We start from the raw sequence: 14,667 nt of genomic DNA, 5'->3' as shown, positions 1-14,667 counted from the left end.
CGCAGTCATGCGACCCGGTGACTTCCGTCACATGGCCGCTGCGGACAAAACTCCGAGGCACCAGAGGTCTGGAACTACCCCAGGAGTGAGCCAATGCAGACCCAGCCTGTCATCTCCCGCACTCGCCGTGCTGCCATGGCCGGTGCCATGCTCGCAGTCTCGGCGCTTGCGCTGTCCGCGTGCTCGGCGACGTCGAACTCTGCTGGCGCGAAACAGTCTTCCGGCGCGACCAACAGCAGCGCGAAACGAGCGCTCGCCACGGCGTACAAGGGTGTCACTGGCACCCCACCGACCACCTCCGCGACGCCGAAGAAGGGCGTCAGCCTGTGGGTCGTGTCCTGCGGCCAATCGGTCCCGAGTTGTTCGACCCCGGTAGCCGCGGCGAAGCAGGCCGCCACCAAGGTCGGCTGGACCGTTCACGTCTGCGACGGTCAGCTCAACCCGAACGGCTGGGGCAACTGCATCCGCCAGGCGACCAGCGCCAAGGCGAAGGTGGTGATCCCGGTCGGCATCGACTGCGCGTCGGTGCAGGCGCCGATGGAGGCCGCCGACAAGGCCGGGGTCACGCTGATCGGCGGCGGTGGCGCAGACTGCACCGCAACCGGCGGCAAGAAGACCCTGGCAACCGAACGACTGCAGCTGCCGAACACGACGATCGAGCAGTACTGGAACCTCAACGGCAAGCTGCAGGCCGACTGGATCATCGGCAAGACCAATGGCAAGGCGAAGGTCGTCATGCTGAACTTCACCGACCCGGTCTGGGGGCCGTGGATCACCGCGGGGTTCAAGAAGGAGCTCGCGAAGTGCTCCGGCTGCAGCATCGTCAAGACGTTGGACATCTCCAATGCCGACGCGTCCGGCGGTCAGCTCGCGCAGAAGTTCTCCACCGCACTGCTGCAGGCGACCTCGGCCAACTCCGTGATGGTCCCGGTCGGTGGATGGATGCAGGCCGGGCTCACCCAGGCGATCGAGTCCTCCAACAAGGTCTCGAAGCTGGTCGTCTCCAGCGGATTCGGCGACGCCTCGACGATGGATATCGTCCGCAGCAAGAAGTTCACCTTCGGGGCACTCGGCTACGCGTCCGAATGGGGCGCCTACGGCTCGATCGACGAGGCGATCAGGGTGCTCGACGACAAGAAGCCGGTCATCGAGGGTGACGGCTTCCAAATGGTCGACGCGACGCACAACCTGCCCGCCACGGGCGACTACACCGGCGGGAAGGTCGACTTCAAGGCCGACTACCTCAAGCTGTGGGGCGTCAGCTGACATGTCCACGCCACCTGCGAGCGACGTCGTGGTGCGGGTCGCCGGGCTGTCCAAGGTCTTCGGGCACACCCGCGCGCTGGACGGTGCGGGACTGACCCTGCGACGCGGCGCCGTCCACGCACTGCTCGGCGGCAACGGGTCCGGCAAGTCGACCGCCATCAAGATCCTCGCCGGGGTCTACACCGCTGATGCCGGCACCATCGCGGTCCACGGCATCGAGCACGCTGCGGCCGAGTGGACATCGGTGGCCAGCCGTGAGGCGGGGTTCCGCTTCGTGCACCAGGACCTCGGCCTGTTCGACGAGTTGTCCATCGCGGAGAACTTCGCGCTCGATGCCGGCTACCCCACCTCGGGAGTGCGACGCGTCCGCTGGAAGAAGCTGCGCTCCGATGTCGCGGCGCTGCTGGAAGCCTTCGAGATTCAGGCGGTGCCGGACCAGCCGGTCGGCGCGCTGCGTCCCGCGCAGCGATCGATGGTCGCCATCGCCCGCGCCCTGCAGGAGACCGGGGCCAGTGAGCCGGTCCTGGTCCTGGACGAGCCCACCGCGACCCTCCCGGCGCACGAGTCGGAAGCGTTGTTGCAGGCGATCCGTCGCCGCGCCAACCTCGGCCAGACAGTGGTGATGGTCAGCCATCGAATGGCCGAGGTGCTGGAGGTGGCCGACGACTTCACCGTCTTCCGCGACGGGCGCAGCGTCGCGTCGCTGGTGGGAGAAACGCCCAGCGAGGACGACCTCGTCGCTCACATGGTCGGCCGGCCCGCCGGGGCGGCACTGCCCGGGGTCGCGGAGCGGGCGCGGCAGGAGGCCGCGCCGGCGCTGGAGATCACCTCACTGCACGCCGGACCCCTCGCCGGCGTCGACCTGCAGGTGCTGCCCGGCGAGATCGTCGGTGTCACCGGTCTGGTGGGCAGCGGCCGCAGCACCCTGCTGCGGACCGTCTTCGGAACGCGTCGGCCGGATGCCGGCGATCTGCTGATCCACGGTGTGCGGCAGTCCGGCAGGGAGGACGCCAAGACCCGGATGGCCGCCGGCGTGGCGTATGTCGCCGAGGATCGCCTCGCCGAGTCGTCCTTTCTGGACTTGTCGATCCGGGAGAACCTGGGTGTCTCGGTGTTGCGCGAATTCTGGGGAGCCCGCGGTATGTCGCGCGCCGCCGAGTCCAGCACCGCACGCGACCTGGTTCGTACCCACCGGGTCAAGGCCGGCGATCTGAGCGCTCCGTTCGCAACGTTGTCCGGCGGCAACCAGCAAAAGGTGGTGTTGGCGCGGTGGTTGCGTCGCGAACCGCGCATCCTGCTGCTCGACGAGCCCACCCAGGGCGTCGATGTCATGTCGCGCCAGGAGATCTATCAGACGGTGCGGTCAGCGGCTTCCGCCGGGACCGCGGTCCTGGTGGCGTCCTCGGACTTCGCCGAGTTGGCCGCGCTGTGTGACCGGGTGGTCATCCTGCAGCGCGGTGTCGTCGCGGGCGAGCTGTCCGGCGACGACCTCACGGCGGACCAGCTGACCGCCGTCACCCAGACCGATCTGCTCCGCGCAGGAGCGCCGCGATGAAGAACGAGGACACAACCATGCCAAGCCTGACCGAGACCGCCGCACCGGCCAACAGCGCCGCCGCTGATCACGTCCAGAGCGATCCGCAAGCGCCGCTCGCCCAGCCCACGCGACAGCCGGTGCGGGCGATCCTGGAGAGCAACGCCCTGCTCATGCTCGTCGTGGTGATCGGGATCTTCTTCGCCATCCTGCCGAAGTCACGCGGCACGTTCCTGTCGGCCAGCAACCTGGCCTATCTGCTCGGCAACCAGGCAACGGTTGCCCTGCTCGCTCTCGCCGCGATCCTGCCGCTGATCTGTGGCTACTTCGACTTCTCGGTGGGCGCCAACTCGGCCCTGGCGACCGTCTTCGCCGCAGGTTTGATGTCGCATCACGGGGTGCCGCTCGGGGTCGCGTGCGTCGCCGTTATCGCAATCGGCGGGCTGATCGGGCTGATCAACGGGATCGTGGTGACGCGGTTCCGGCTGAACGCGTTCGTGGCGACCCTGGGTATGGCGACCCTGCTGTCCGGCATCATCCAGTGGTACACCGGAGGCCAGACGATCCTCGCCGGTATCTCGCCGACCCTGGTGAACTTCGGGAACTCGAACCTGTTCGGCATCCCCGAGGTCGTCTACGTCGTGGTCCTGATTGCGGCGGCTCTGTGGTACCTGCTCAGTCACACTCCGTACGGCCGGTCCCTGTATGCCGTCGGCGCCAACCCTCGTGCCGCGCAACTGGTCGGCATCCGGTCAGCCCGCTACGCGACCGTCACCTTCGTGCTGGCCGGTGCCATCGCGGGGGTGGTCGGTGTGCTGCAGCTCGCTCGCACCGGGAGCGCGACTGCCAGCGATGGGACATCGCTGCTCTTCCCGGCCCTGGCGGCGGCGTTCCTGGGCGCCACCGCCGTCCGGCCCGGCTTCTTCAACGTGTGGGGAACGCTCATCGGCGTGCTGTTCGTCGCCGTCGCGGTCAGTGGTCTCACTCTCGCGGGCGCGTCCACCTGGGTCAGCCCGGTGTTCAACGGTATCGCGTTGCTCGCCGCCGTCGGATTGTCCACCTGGCTGGGCCGGCACCGCGGCCGCACCAGCTGAGGTGCCGCAGGTGGCGGGTGACTCCTCGCGCGATGGGTCAGTCGGACGAATCCAGTTCGATGGCAACGTCATACAACAGCTCACGCAGCCACACGATCGCCGGGTCCGCGGCGCGGCGAGGGTGCCAGTGTGCCGCTTCGGTGATCTCGACCCGGTCGAGCGGTGTGCCCACGATGATCAGGTCCAGCGGCACCAGGCAGCGCTCGGCGAGCCGGGACAGCTCGAACGCACACAGCTGCGTCCCTGCGACCGCGAAAGGCAGCGTCAGCAGGCTGCTCACCTGGACCTGCACGTGCCGATCCACGATGCCCACCCGCTCCATCGCGGCCTCCAGCGGTCGTGGGAACTCACCGGGCATGCCGAGTTCGGAGACTGCATGCGGCATCTGCCGCAGGTCCGTCAGGGACAACCGGCCATCGCGGACACGGCCGTTGTCCCGGGCCACGATGCATTCCAGGTGATCGGTGAACACCGGCTGCCGCGAGCCGGGGAAATCGAACCAGGTCGGTCCGATGATCAAGTCCCGCCGCAGCAGCTGCGCTTCGAACTGGTCGCGGGTGGGCGGCATTGCGTCGAACGCGATCGAGCAGCCGGGTGCCCGCTCGGCGAGCACCCGGGTGAGCGGGGCGGCGAGCACCGTCATCGCGTATTCCGAGGTGCTGACCATGAACCGCTTGGTGCTTTCGTCCGGCCGGAACGGCTGCGCCTCGCCGAGCAGCGCCTCCGCCGCCGCAACGGCCTCGGCCACCATGGGCACCAGTCGGCGTCCGAGGTCGGTGAGCTCGAACCCTTGCGAAGTGCGCGCGAGCAAGTCGTCATCGAAGTGCCGCCGCAGCCTGGTGAGCGCGCCGCTCATGGCCGGCTGCGTCATGTTCATCCGGGTGCCCGCATGGGTGAGGTTGCGTTCCTCGAGCAACGCCTGCAACGACAGCAGCAGGTTGGCGTCCACGCTGTGTAGCGCATCACTGCTCATCCCAATGGCTCCTCCAGTCCGGCTTCCGGTGTCGTCATCGTAGTGAGCTGAGCTACCGTCGACACGCATCGAAAGGAGCGCCGCCGATGGGCCTGGGTGGGACCGATCTGAATCTGTTGGTCGCTATGCAAGCGCTGCTCGAGGAGGGCAACGTGACCAACGCGGGCAAGCGGCTCGAGCTGAGCCAGCCGGCTATGAGCGGCGCCCTGGCGAAGCTGCGGCGCAGGTTCGATGACGAGCTGCTCACTCGGTCGGGGCGCGACTACGAGCTGACGCCGCTTGCCCGTGAGCTGCTCCCGCAGGTGCAGCGTGCCGTGCATCTGCTCGGCCGGGCGATGCAGGTCGAAGAGGAGTTCGATCCCGCGACGAGCACCCGGTTGTTCCGGCTGACGATGAGTGATTACGCCATCGCCGTGCTCCACGAACCGTTGATGGCAGTCATCTCCGCGCAGGCGCCGCATCTGCGGCTGCAGATCGACAAGATGGGCCCCGACCTGCGGGCGTCCGAGCGCGTGCTGGTCGACTACGACGTGATGGTCGGGCCGCAAGGCTTCGGCTTCCTCGGCGAGAACCGGCCGCTGTGGCGGGATCGGATGGTCTGCCTCGTCGATCGGGGCAACCCGCGGCTGCGGAACGGTCGGCTCGAGCTCGCCGACCTGCGGGCGCTGTCGTATGCCGTCGGCGAGTTCGGCCCGGGCAACCTCACACCCGCCGATCGCGCCGCCGCCGAGCTCGGGCTGGATCGTCGGGTGTCGGTCCAGGTGAGCGGCTGGCTGCCGCTGCCGTTCGTGATCCAGGGCACCGACATGGTCGCTGTGCTGCCGGACCGTTTGGCTCGAATGGTGATCGGTCCGGGAACCACACTCACTGTTGCGGATTCGCCCTTCGACGACGTTCCACTGGTCGAGGGCTATTGGTTCGCGCCGTCCCGGCTGGACGACCCGGCGCACTGCTGGTTGTTCGACCGGCTCGACGAGACACGGGAGGCGCTCGCCGCAGGCTGAGCTCACTCCCAGTGGTTCTGATTGGTGGCGCCTGCGCCCGCCAAATAGCCCACGAACAGGCCGTCCGGGTCGCGGTCCTGCCGGATCCGCCCGAGCCGCTGCCAGGCCGCGTCGGACATGAACCGGACTTGCCGGTGGGCGAGATCACCGTCGCCGAGATACTGGCCGACGGTAACCGGCTCCAGCTCGGCCATCGCGCGATCCAGCCACAGCCGACACCTCTCGTCGTGCGCGGCGTCGGCCCACAGGACATAGGAAGCCAGGTAGATCTCGGACTGCAGTGAGAACGCCATGTCCGGCAGTTGCCGCAGCGGCGCCATCGAGAACCAGATCGTGAACGAGGTGTCGTTCGGCAGGTCGGTGTACACGGTCCGCGCGGCCGACACGACCTCCTGCGGCGTTCCGGACAGCCAGGCGTTGTCGACCACCCACCGGTGGCCCTCGGGGTTCTCGAGCAGCTGGCGCGCGCGTTGTTCGGCCAGCGTCGTGGGCGCCGAGTCGACGTCCACCAGCGCTCGCGAGCGGGCGGGGCAGTCCCGGAACGGCGCCAGCACCCGGTCGGCCTCAGCCGCATCGTCGACGAGCGCGAGCGCGGTCACGGTCAGCACCGGACGGTCGGTCCGCACCGACCGGTCAGTGTGCGTCAGGGCGACGATCTCGGCCGTGTCCGCCACCGTGTGGTGCATGCCCTGCAGCCAGGTCATCACCTCGTCGTACTCCTGCAGGTCGTAGACCTGGACGGTCTGTGCCAGATGCCCGAAGAGTCGAATGGTGCGCAGGTGAAAGCGGGTGACCACGCCGAAAAAGCCCGGCCCCGAGCCGCGGGCCGCCCAGAACAGGTCCGTGTTCTCGGTTTCGCTGGCGTGCACGAGATCGCCGTCGGCGGTGACGACGTCGATGCCGATGATGTACTCGGCCGCCCAGCCCCAGCCGCGGGCGTTCCAGCCCTGGCCGCCCTGCAGCAGAAACCCGCCGATGCCGACGGTCGGGCAGTGGCCGCCGGGGAAGAAGCGCCCGCGCTCCTCCAGGAACGGCCCGAGGTCCGTGCCGCCGCGCACCGCGGGGGAGGCAGTCGCGATGCCGGTGCCCTCGTCATACGTGAGCTCGTGCAGCCCGCCGAGATCGATCACCAGCGCCTCGTCGCGCATCGACCATTGCGCCCAGCTGTGCCCGCCGGAGCGGACCGCGACCTTCCAGCCGCGTTCGCGGGCCAGCCTGACTCCCTGGATCACGTCCTGCTCGGACCCGGCGCGCAGCACCGCCGCGGGCCGTCGAACCGGCAGGCGGCGGTTGAAGACGCGATCGACGACGGCAGCGTCGAAGCCCTCGTCACCGCGCGTCAGCAGGCTCCCGGCCCAGCGATGGTCCACTGCTGCGTCGGTCAATGGTTGCTCGTTCACGGGTTTCCTTTCGCCAGCTCGCCCACGGTCTCCGGCGACCGTACTTTTCCGGTGCGACCCTGCGGAACGTTCCGGTGCGGATGCCAGCTATCGGTTCCGGTGAGTTCCGCCGGCACCCTCGTGGATCTAGCGTCAAGCGTGGAATCGGGCGTCAGCCCGCCCGTGCACACTCACAGGAGGAACAAGCAATGGGTTACGTCGTTGCGGCCACGTGGACCGCGGAGCCTGACAAGGCAGAGATCGTCAAGGACGCCATCACGAAGCTGGCGCCGCCGTCCCGTCAGGAGCCCGGAAACCAGTACTACCAGGCGTATCAGGACCCCGAGGTCCCGCACGTGTTCCACCTCTTCGAGATCTACGACGACGAGGCGGCCTACCGGGCGCACGGCGAGTCCGAGCACTTCCAGGAGTATGGCGCGGGCCAGGCGATCCCGGTGCTGACCGACCGGGCCCGGGCGTTCTACGAGACCTTCGGCTGAGCCGTGCGACTGTGTAGGTTCCGTGGCCGTGATGCGGACCCCGCGGCCGACCCCCAGGTGGGGCTGGTCCTCGGAGCCGGCGCACGCACCACGGTCCACTCGATCCCCGGAGCCGTCGATCTCGTCGACCTGCTGGCGGCGTCGAAGGAGTTGCGCGACCAGACGGCGGATGCCGCCGCCGGCGCCGACGGTATCGGCTTGGCCGATGTTGTCCTCCTGCCGCCGGTCTACCCGGTCGCGATGCGCGATTTCCTGACCTTCGAGGCGCACGTGGACGGCATGGAGAAGGGCATGGGCAATGCGGGCCCGCCCGCCGAGTGGTATGACGCCCCGGTGTTCTGTTTCATGGCCCCGCACGCGGTCGTCGGTGCGTATGACGACATCGCCCACCCGCCGGACACCGAGCGACTCGATTTCGAGCTGGAGCTCGCCGCCGTTGTGTGTCGTGATGTGCGGGACGCGACGCCGGAGCAGGCGCGAGCCGCGATCGGCGGATATCTGGTGATGAACGACTGGTCCGCACGAGACGTGCAGGGCAAGGAGATGAAGCTCAAGCTCGGCCCGTCCAAGGGCAAGGACTTCGCCACCACCATCGGCCCCTGGGTGGTGACCGTCGACGAGTTCGACGACAAGCGGGACGCCGACGGCTTCCTGGACCTGGCCATGGAGGTGCAGGTCAACGGTGAGCCGGTCGGAGCCGATCGGTCCGGTCACATGGGGTGGTCGTTCGAGCAGCTCGTGGCGCACGCCTCGCGCGCCTCCTGGGTGCGGGCCGGTGAAGTGCTGGCCTCCGGCACCTGCGCGTCCGGCTCGCTCGCCGAGTCGTGGGGTCGCACCGGGCGACTGGAGCCACCGCCGTTGGGTCCCGGTGACGTCGTCGAGATGACCATCGAGGGCATCGGCACGATCCGCAACCGGGTGGTGCCGCAGCGTCATACCGCTGCGCCGGTGCCGCCGGCCCGGCGTCGCGTCGTACTGGGGGAGAGCGCCTGATGGCCACCGTGACCACGATCAGTCCGATCGACGGCAGCACCCTGCAGACGTATGAGGCCGCTGACTGGGCTGTGATCGACGCAGTTCTGGACCGTGCGGTGACGGCGCAGCAGCGGTGGGCGAGCAGGCCGGTGGGGGACCGAACCGAGCTTCTGCGGGCCGTCGCGGGCATCCTGCGCGGTGACAGGGAGCGGCACGCCGCGCTGATCACCGCCGAGATGGGCAAGCCGATCACCGAGTCTCTCGCCGAAGTCGACAAGTGCGCACGAAACTGTGACGTCGTCGCCGAGGAAGCGCCGGGCTGGCTGGCCGACCGGGAGCTGGCCAGCGACGCCCGGCGATCCTGGGTCGCGGCGGAGCCGCTCGGCGTGGTGTTCGCGGTGATGCCGTGGAACTACCCGTTCTGGCAGGTGATCCGCTTCGCCTGCGCCGCGCTCGTCGCGGGCAACGCCGGTGTGCTCAAACACTCACCGAACGTCACCGGCTGCGCGCTGGCGCTCGCCGACGTGTTCGCGAAGGCAGGAGCGCCCGACGCGTTGTTCCAGACCGTGGTGATCGCCGAGGCCGACGTGCCCGAGGTCGTGCCGCGGATCATCGCCGACGACCGGGTCGCAGCCGTGACCCTGACCGGCAGCGAGCGAGCCGGCTCAGCCGTCGGTGCCGCTGCCGGAAAGGCGCTGAAGAAGAGCCTCCTGGAGCTCGGCGGCTCCGATCCGTTCGTCGTCCTCGCGGACGCCGACCTCGACCACACCGTCGCCCAGGCGGTGCGCTCACGCTTCGGCAACGGCGGCCAGAGCTGCATCGCGGCCAAGCGCTTCGTCGTCGTCGACGAGATAGCCGATGAGTTCGTCGCCCGGCTGAGTCCGGCCGTGGCGCGGTTGCGACTGGGCGACCCGGCCGACCCGGACACGCAGGTCGGCCCGATGGCCCGACCGGACCTGTTGGCAGCGCTACACGCGCAGGTGCAGGCGTCGGTGCGCGAAGGTGCCGAGCTCGTCACCGGTGGTAAATCGGTCGGAACCTATTACCTGCCAACAATTTTGGACCGGGTGACGCCGAATATGACGGCAGCCACGGAGGAGACCTTCGGTCCGGTTGCGGCGATCCTGCGAGCACGCGACGACGACCAGGCAGTCGAGATGGCCAATGCAACGGCATACGGACTCGGCTGCTCGGTCTGGGGCGAGCCGGCCCATGCGCTCGCGGTTGGCCGGCGCATCCGATCGGGCGCGCTGTTCGTCAACGCCATGGTCGCTTCCGATCCGCGACTGCCCTTCGGCGGGATCAGGCGGTCCGGTCACGGGCGTGAGCTCGCCGCCGACGGAGTGCGTGAATTCACCAACCAACGCACGGTGTACGTCGGTGGTGTCCGGTGACCGGCGTCACCGGTCGCCTGGACCACGTCGGGCTCAATGTCGCTGATCTGGCGGCGATGACGCGCTGGTACTGCGACGCGCTCGCCCTCCAGGTGGAGTTTGAATTCGCCCTGCCCGACGTCGATTTCGCCGGCGTGATGCTGCACAGCGCGGCGGGTCACCGGATCGAGCTGCTGCACCGCACGGGCCACGTGGCGGGAATGCAACCGGACTCCCCGGTCGACGCCGCCCTGACGCTGGGCTTCGGACACCTCGCCTTCGACGTCCCCGACGTGGACCTGGCGTATGACGTCCTCGTGGGCGCAGGCGCCACCGACCGGATGTCACCGCGGCCTTCGCCGGAGCCGGGTGTGCGGATGGCGTATGTCGCCGACCCTGAGGGCAACCTGATCGAGCTGCTCGACCGCAGCATCGCAGCAGGCAAGGACACCGCATGACCGGAAGACTGGATGGCAAGATCGCGCTGATCACCGGCATCGGTGGCGGGATGGGCGTCGCAGCGGCACGGATGTTCTGTGCTGCCGGCGCAAAGGTCGTCGGCTGCGACCTGTCCGAGGAGGGCGTGCGCGCGACCCAACGGGTGGTGAGTGGGCAGGGCGGCGACCTGACCGTGATGGGCGGGGTCGACCTCGGCGACGCTCTCCAGGCCGAGAAGTGGGTGGACGATGCGGTGGCAGTCCACGGCGGCATCGACATCCTCTACAACAACGCGTCCACGCAACGTTTCGGGTCGATCGAGGACCTGTCGGTGGACGACTGGGACTTCACGATGCGCAATGAGCTCAACCTCGTCTTCTACACCGTCCGGGCGGCCTGGCCGCACCTGAAGGCGCACGGTGGCGGCGTCATCCTCAACGTCGGCTCGATCGCCGCGTTGCGGGGTGTGGAGTTCATGCCGCAGAACGCTCACGGCACCGCCAAAGCGGGTGTCCTGTCGCTCACCCGGCAGCTGGTGGTCGAGGGCGCGCCGCACGGCATCCGCGTGAATGCGATCAGTCCGGGCCTCGTCGAAACACCGAATACCCGCACGTTCCTTGCGGATCCGCCCGAGCGGGTGCGCCGGATCGTGCTGGACCGCATCCCCGCGGGCCGGGTCGGCCGACCCGAGGACATCGTCAGCGCGGCCATCTTCCTGTGCTCGGACGAGGCGACCTACATCAACGGCGCGAACCTCGTGATCGATGGCGGTGGATCGGTGCTCGGCTGAGCGCATCCGTGCCTGATGGCTGCCATCACGATCGGCGTCTGTGCGGGGCCGCGCGGGACTCATACGGTCGGCTCAGCAACGGATACGTCGCAAGTTCAGCGAAGGAGTCAGGGATGTCGGTTCGGAATGTGCTCGTCGTCGGTGGCGGGTTCACCGGCCTCACCGCGGCCATCGCGCTCGCCCAGCGCGGCGTCGACGTGACGGTCGTCGACAAGGTCCGTGCCTGGGCGCGGGTCGGGCACGGGCTCACCATTCAGGGCAACGCATTGCGGGTGTTTCGCGAGCTCGGTGTGCTCGAGGAGATCCTCGGCGATGCCTTCCCGGAGGAGGACGGCATCACGCTCTTCCTCGCCGATGGGACGGAGCTGGCCCACCTGGACACCCCGCGCACCGGTGGTCCGGACCTGCCGCCCACCATCGGCGCGCTGCGCCCCGACGTGCACGGGGCGCTGGTGCGCAAGGCGGAAGCGGAAGGCGTCGCCTTCCGGCTCGGGACCGAGCTGGTGTCCTTCGAGACGGTCGGCGCCACAGCGTCGGCGACCCTCTCGGACGGAACGACGAGCGAGTGGGACCTGGTGATCGTCGCCGAAGGCATTCACTCCAGGTCGCGTGCCGCGCTCGGCATCACCGAGCAGGTGGCCTCCTCCGGGCTGGGCATCTGGCGGGCGGTGACCTCTCGTAAACCCGATATGCGCGGCGGCATCGCATTCCCGCTCGGGTCCGGTGGCGCCTATAAGGTCGGCTACACCCCGGTCAGCGAAACCCATTGCTACGTCTTCGTGTTGTGCGAGCCGCAACGCACCGCGAACGATCTCGCCGACTGGCAGGAAGTCCGCCGGCTGATGGCGGGATTCCATGGCGAGTTCGACTTCCTGCGGGAGTCGATCCACGAGGACACCTTCCTGAACTTCCAGGAGATCGAGTGGATCTTCGTCGCCGGACCGTGGCACCGCGGCCGGGTGCTCGCGCTCGGTGAGGCCGTGCACGCCATACCGCCGCTGGTCGCGCAGGGTGCCGCACTCTGCGTGGAGGACGCTCTCCTGCTGGCCCGCCACGTGACAGCCGAGGGTGACCTGGAGGAGCAGCTCGCCGCGTTCCACGCACGCCGCGTCCCCCGGATCAAGGGCGTCGTCGACGCCACGCTGCTGCTGGCCGAGTGGGAGCAGCGACCGGGGACACCGGACGCCGACCCCGGTCGGGTCATGGACGAGGCGTTGCAGGCCCTGATCCCTGCGCCGTAAGGCGGCAGTCCACCCGTAGTCCCGCCGTCGCCGGCGCTGCTCGCTCCTTGCCCTGGCCTGCAGTGCCGGCGGCGGTGTCCCACCATCGGTGACCCGGATCACAGGCATCAGCCACGGTGAGTTCCTCCGCGCTGCCGGCGTTGCTTGACTGCGACGCGTAGGTGGCCAGGGCGTTCATCACTACGAGAGGAATTCTCGATGTCTCACCGTCGCATGATCGCGCTCGCCCCCGTGGCAGCTCTGGCGCTCGCCACCTGCGTGCAACCCGGCGCATCCGCCGCCACCGACCCCGACAAGACGGTCCACTCCGGCGACACCTGGACGGTCACGTCTACCGTCCGGCTGCACCGTCTCACGATCGAGCCGGGCGCCACCGTGACCGCGCCGTCCGGGGAGAGCCTGACCCTGACCGTCAACGGCGTCGACACCGGCGCCGCGCTCACCAAGACCGGCGGCACGGACACCGCCCTGCAGCCCGGGACGTATCGCGGCGCCATCGTCCTCACTGTTGCTGACGCGAATCCCGTTGCGTGGCAAGGCTTGACGTTCCCGTTCCGGCAGGCCCTCTACGTCGGCGCGGCTGGACTCCAGGCAGGGTCATCGGTGCCCGCCGCGGTGCAGGCCGGGCGGGTCAGGTCACGCAGCGCCGACGGGATCCTGGTCCGATCCACGGGTGAGGATTTCAACGCGCTCTACGCGACCAGCGACTACAGCCTGCGCAACAGCCGCATCCGGCTCAACGGCAACGGACGGTCCGACTTCGTCGGCTACGGGACTGCCGTCACCTCCACCGGGACGGGCACCCGCGTCGTGCTCGACCACGTCAACATCGCCAACCACGGCACCGACCGCAGCGCCGTGGTCGCCACCGGCGGGAGCAACCTGGTGGTCGAGAACTCGCAGCTGAGCGTGCGGGACGGCGTACTGCCCAGCGACTACCAGTCGACCGTCGACCTCGCCGTGATGCAGGACGCGCCGTGGATGCTCGGCATCAAGGGCAACGTGCGCGCCACCAACCTGCTGGGCGACAACACCAAGGCCTCCTACCTGAACACCTCAGTCTCCTCGACCGGCTGGGGCCTGCTCTCCACCGATGCCGGCTCCGACGTGCAGCTCGTGGCCGTCAACGACCGGCTCAAGCACGTCGGGTCCGAGGGCGGTTATGGAACGTACGCGATCGGCAACGCGACCGAGCGGATCCTGGGCACCACCTTGGACGTCGCGACCTACGCGAGCATCATCACCGGAGGGACCGTCACGTATGGCGACAGCACCCCTTCGGCAGTCAAGGCGGCCAACTCCTGGAACTCCATCGGACTGACCACCCGGCGGCTCGCAGCGATACCGACGAAAGCAACGGTGGTGAACTCGCGGCGCTTCGGGATCATGAACTTCGGGCCCGCCACGGAGAACATCAGCGGGCACACGAGGTTCAACACCAAGGAGGCCACCTTCCTGGTCAAGGGTGCACCGCTGAGCCTCAACGTCGACGGGTCGCAGGGCGCGCAGCTGACTCCGCAGAACGGCATCTTGATGCAGGTGATGACCAACGACGACCCGGGGCCGGTCGTGGTCGATGGCAAGCTGGTCAACCAGGGTGTCTACACCGAGCCCACCGGCGCGCCGGTCAAGGACACCAGCTGGGACGTTGCTGGCGTTCACGACTCGGACGCGCAGTCGACCTTCACCCATGCCCACCTGCGCGGGGACTTCTTCAATGGTTTCCGTGGGTCCGCCACCAGCGGTATGAACATGGTGCTCAACTTCGACCACTCCACCATCGCCGGAGTGTTGTCGTCCTCGACAGCCAAGCACCGGGTGAGCACCATCGACTCGTCGAACTACCAGCAGCTGGACGAGGTGGACAACCACGCCGGGCAGGCAGTCAACAACGGCACGATCGTCGACCTGGACGACGCCGCCTGGACCGTCACCGGCACGTCATACCTCTCGAAGCTGACGGTCGGTCACGGTTCGCGGGTGCTGGGCGCTCACGGCAAGCAGGTCACGATGACGGTGGACGGCGTGCGCACACCGATCGACGCCGGCAAGACCTACACCGGAAACGTCGTGATCTCCCTGTCCTGAGTGCGGCTGCCC

At 68.6% G+C, this 14,667-nt stretch carries 13 protein-coding genes; 11 read left to right on the top strand and 2 right to left on the bottom strand.

All coding sequences use genetic code 11. The annotated features are described in order from the left end of the window. The first annotated feature begins 93 nt into the window (after positions 1-93). Genes FHU39_RS09320 through FHU39_RS09310 form a run of 3 tightly spaced genes read left to right on the top strand, consistent with a single transcriptional unit; the run spans position 94 to position 3,894 of the window. Positions 94-1,266 carry a sugar ABC transporter substrate-binding protein gene (locus FHU39_RS09320; protein WP_183320085.1) on the top strand — a complete coding sequence of 391 codons (1,173 nt, stop codon included), beginning with the start codon at positions 94-96 and terminating at the stop codon, positions 1,264-1,266. 1 nt (position 1,267) lies between these two features. After that, positions 1,268-2,821, top strand: coding sequence for a sugar ABC transporter ATP-binding protein (locus FHU39_RS09315; protein ID WP_183320084.1), 1,554 nt, complete (start codon positions 1,268-1,270; stop codon positions 2,819-2,821). A 17-nt stretch (positions 2,822-2,838) separates the two neighbouring features. After that, positions 2,839-3,894, top strand: coding sequence for an ABC transporter permease (locus FHU39_RS09310; RefSeq protein WP_183320083.1), 1,056 nt, complete (start codon positions 2,839-2,841; stop codon positions 3,892-3,894). A 37-nt stretch (positions 3,895-3,931) separates the two neighbouring features. On the opposite strand, the gene FHU39_RS09305 is transcribed toward FHU39_RS09310, so the two are convergent. After that, a complete protein-coding gene (locus FHU39_RS09305; protein ID WP_183320082.1) occupies positions 3,932-4,867 on the bottom strand; it encodes a LysR family transcriptional regulator in 936 nt (311 codons plus the stop codon). Positions 4,868-4,953: 86 nt separating this feature from the next. Between FHU39_RS09305 and FHU39_RS09300 the strand changes: the two genes are divergently transcribed. Beyond that, positions 4,954-5,871: a LysR family transcriptional regulator gene (locus FHU39_RS09300; protein ID WP_183320081.1), complete on the top strand. Its 918-nt coding sequence runs from the start codon at positions 4,954-4,956 to the stop codon at positions 5,869-5,871. A gap of 2 nt (positions 5,872-5,873) precedes the next feature. Here FHU39_RS09300 and FHU39_RS09295 read toward each other — a convergent pair whose 3' ends face one another. Next, positions 5,874-7,271 (bottom strand): FAD-binding protein, encoded by a 1,398-nt coding sequence (locus FHU39_RS09295; RefSeq protein WP_221185200.1) that lies wholly within the window; start codon positions 7,269-7,271, stop codon positions 5,874-5,876. 188 nt (positions 7,272-7,459) lie between these two features. Between FHU39_RS09295 and FHU39_RS09290 the strand changes: the two genes are divergently transcribed. From FHU39_RS09290 to FHU39_RS09260, 7 genes are all read left to right on the top strand, one after another. Next, complete coding sequence (locus FHU39_RS09290) at positions 7,460-7,750, top strand: putative quinol monooxygenase (protein WP_183320080.1); 291 nt, start codon at positions 7,460-7,462, stop codon at positions 7,748-7,750. A 3-nt stretch (positions 7,751-7,753) separates the two neighbouring features. Then, positions 7,754-8,743: a fumarylacetoacetate hydrolase family protein gene (locus tag FHU39_RS09285; RefSeq protein WP_343065797.1), complete on the top strand. Its 990-nt coding sequence runs from the start codon at positions 7,754-7,756 to the stop codon at positions 8,741-8,743. Next, a complete protein-coding gene (locus tag FHU39_RS09280) occupies positions 8,743-10,119 on the top strand; it encodes an NAD-dependent succinate-semialdehyde dehydrogenase (RefSeq protein WP_183320079.1) in 1,377 nt (458 codons plus the stop codon). The genes FHU39_RS09285 and FHU39_RS09280 overlap by 1 nt, the downstream gene beginning before the upstream one ends. Beyond that, positions 10,116-10,556: a VOC family protein gene (locus FHU39_RS09275; protein ID WP_221185199.1), complete on the top strand. Its 441-nt coding sequence runs from the start codon at positions 10,116-10,118 to the stop codon at positions 10,554-10,556. The genes FHU39_RS09280 and FHU39_RS09275 overlap by 4 nt, the downstream gene beginning before the upstream one ends. Beyond that, positions 10,553-11,326, top strand: coding sequence for an SDR family NAD(P)-dependent oxidoreductase (locus FHU39_RS09270; protein ID WP_183320078.1), 774 nt, complete (start codon positions 10,553-10,555; stop codon positions 11,324-11,326). Before FHU39_RS09275 ends, FHU39_RS09270 begins: the two co-directional genes overlap by 4 nt. Positions 11,327-11,439: 113 nt before the next feature. Continuing rightward, positions 11,440-12,567: an FAD-dependent oxidoreductase gene (locus FHU39_RS09265; protein WP_183320077.1), complete on the top strand. Its 1,128-nt coding sequence runs from the start codon at positions 11,440-11,442 to the stop codon at positions 12,565-12,567. Positions 12,568-12,765: 198 nt separating this feature from the next. After that, positions 12,766-14,655 (top strand): hypothetical protein, encoded by a 1,890-nt coding sequence (locus FHU39_RS09260; RefSeq protein WP_183320076.1) that lies wholly within the window; start codon positions 12,766-12,768, stop codon positions 14,653-14,655. The last annotated feature ends 12 nt before the right edge of the window (positions 14,656-14,667 follow it).

It is taken from the genome of Flexivirga oryzae, assembly GCF_014190805.1.
In the GTDB taxonomy this organism is placed as follows: Bacteria; Actinomycetota; Actinomycetes; order Actinomycetales; family Dermatophilaceae; genus Flexivirga; species Flexivirga oryzae.
This window is presented reverse-complemented; position numbering and strand designations above follow the sequence as displayed.

Bases quoted from the DNA above. Each gene is read 5' to 3' on its own strand.
- FHU39_RS09305 (WP_183320082.1), bottom strand. From the start codon at position 4,867: ATGAGCAGTGATGCGCTACACAGCGTGGACGCCAACCTGCTGCTGTCG.
- FHU39_RS09260 (WP_183320076.1), top strand. From the start codon at position 12,766: ATGTCTCACCGTCGCATGATCGCGCTCGCCCCCGTGGCAGCTCTGGCG.
- FHU39_RS09310 (WP_183320083.1), top strand. From the start codon at position 2,839: ATGCCAAGCCTGACCGAGACCGCCGCACCGGCCAACAGCGCCGCCGCT.
- FHU39_RS09320 (WP_183320085.1), top strand. From the start codon at position 94: ATGCAGACCCAGCCTGTCATCTCCCGCACTCGCCGTGCTGCCATGGCC.
- FHU39_RS09300 (WP_183320081.1), top strand. From the start codon at position 4,954: ATGGGCCTGGGTGGGACCGATCTGAATCTGTTGGTCGCTATGCAAGCG.
- FHU39_RS09270 (WP_183320078.1), top strand. From the start codon at position 10,553: ATGACCGGAAGACTGGATGGCAAGATCGCGCTGATCACCGGCATCGGT.
- FHU39_RS09315 (WP_183320084.1), top strand. From the start codon at position 1,268: ATGTCCACGCCACCTGCGAGCGACGTCGTGGTGCGGGTCGCCGGGCTG.
- FHU39_RS09280 (WP_183320079.1), top strand. From the start codon at position 8,743: ATGGCCACCGTGACCACGATCAGTCCGATCGACGGCAGCACCCTGCAG.
- FHU39_RS09265 (WP_183320077.1), top strand. From the start codon at position 11,440: ATGTCGGTTCGGAATGTGCTCGTCGTCGGTGGCGGGTTCACCGGCCTC.
- FHU39_RS09290 (WP_183320080.1), top strand. From the start codon at position 7,460: ATGGGTTACGTCGTTGCGGCCACGTGGACCGCGGAGCCTGACAAGGCA.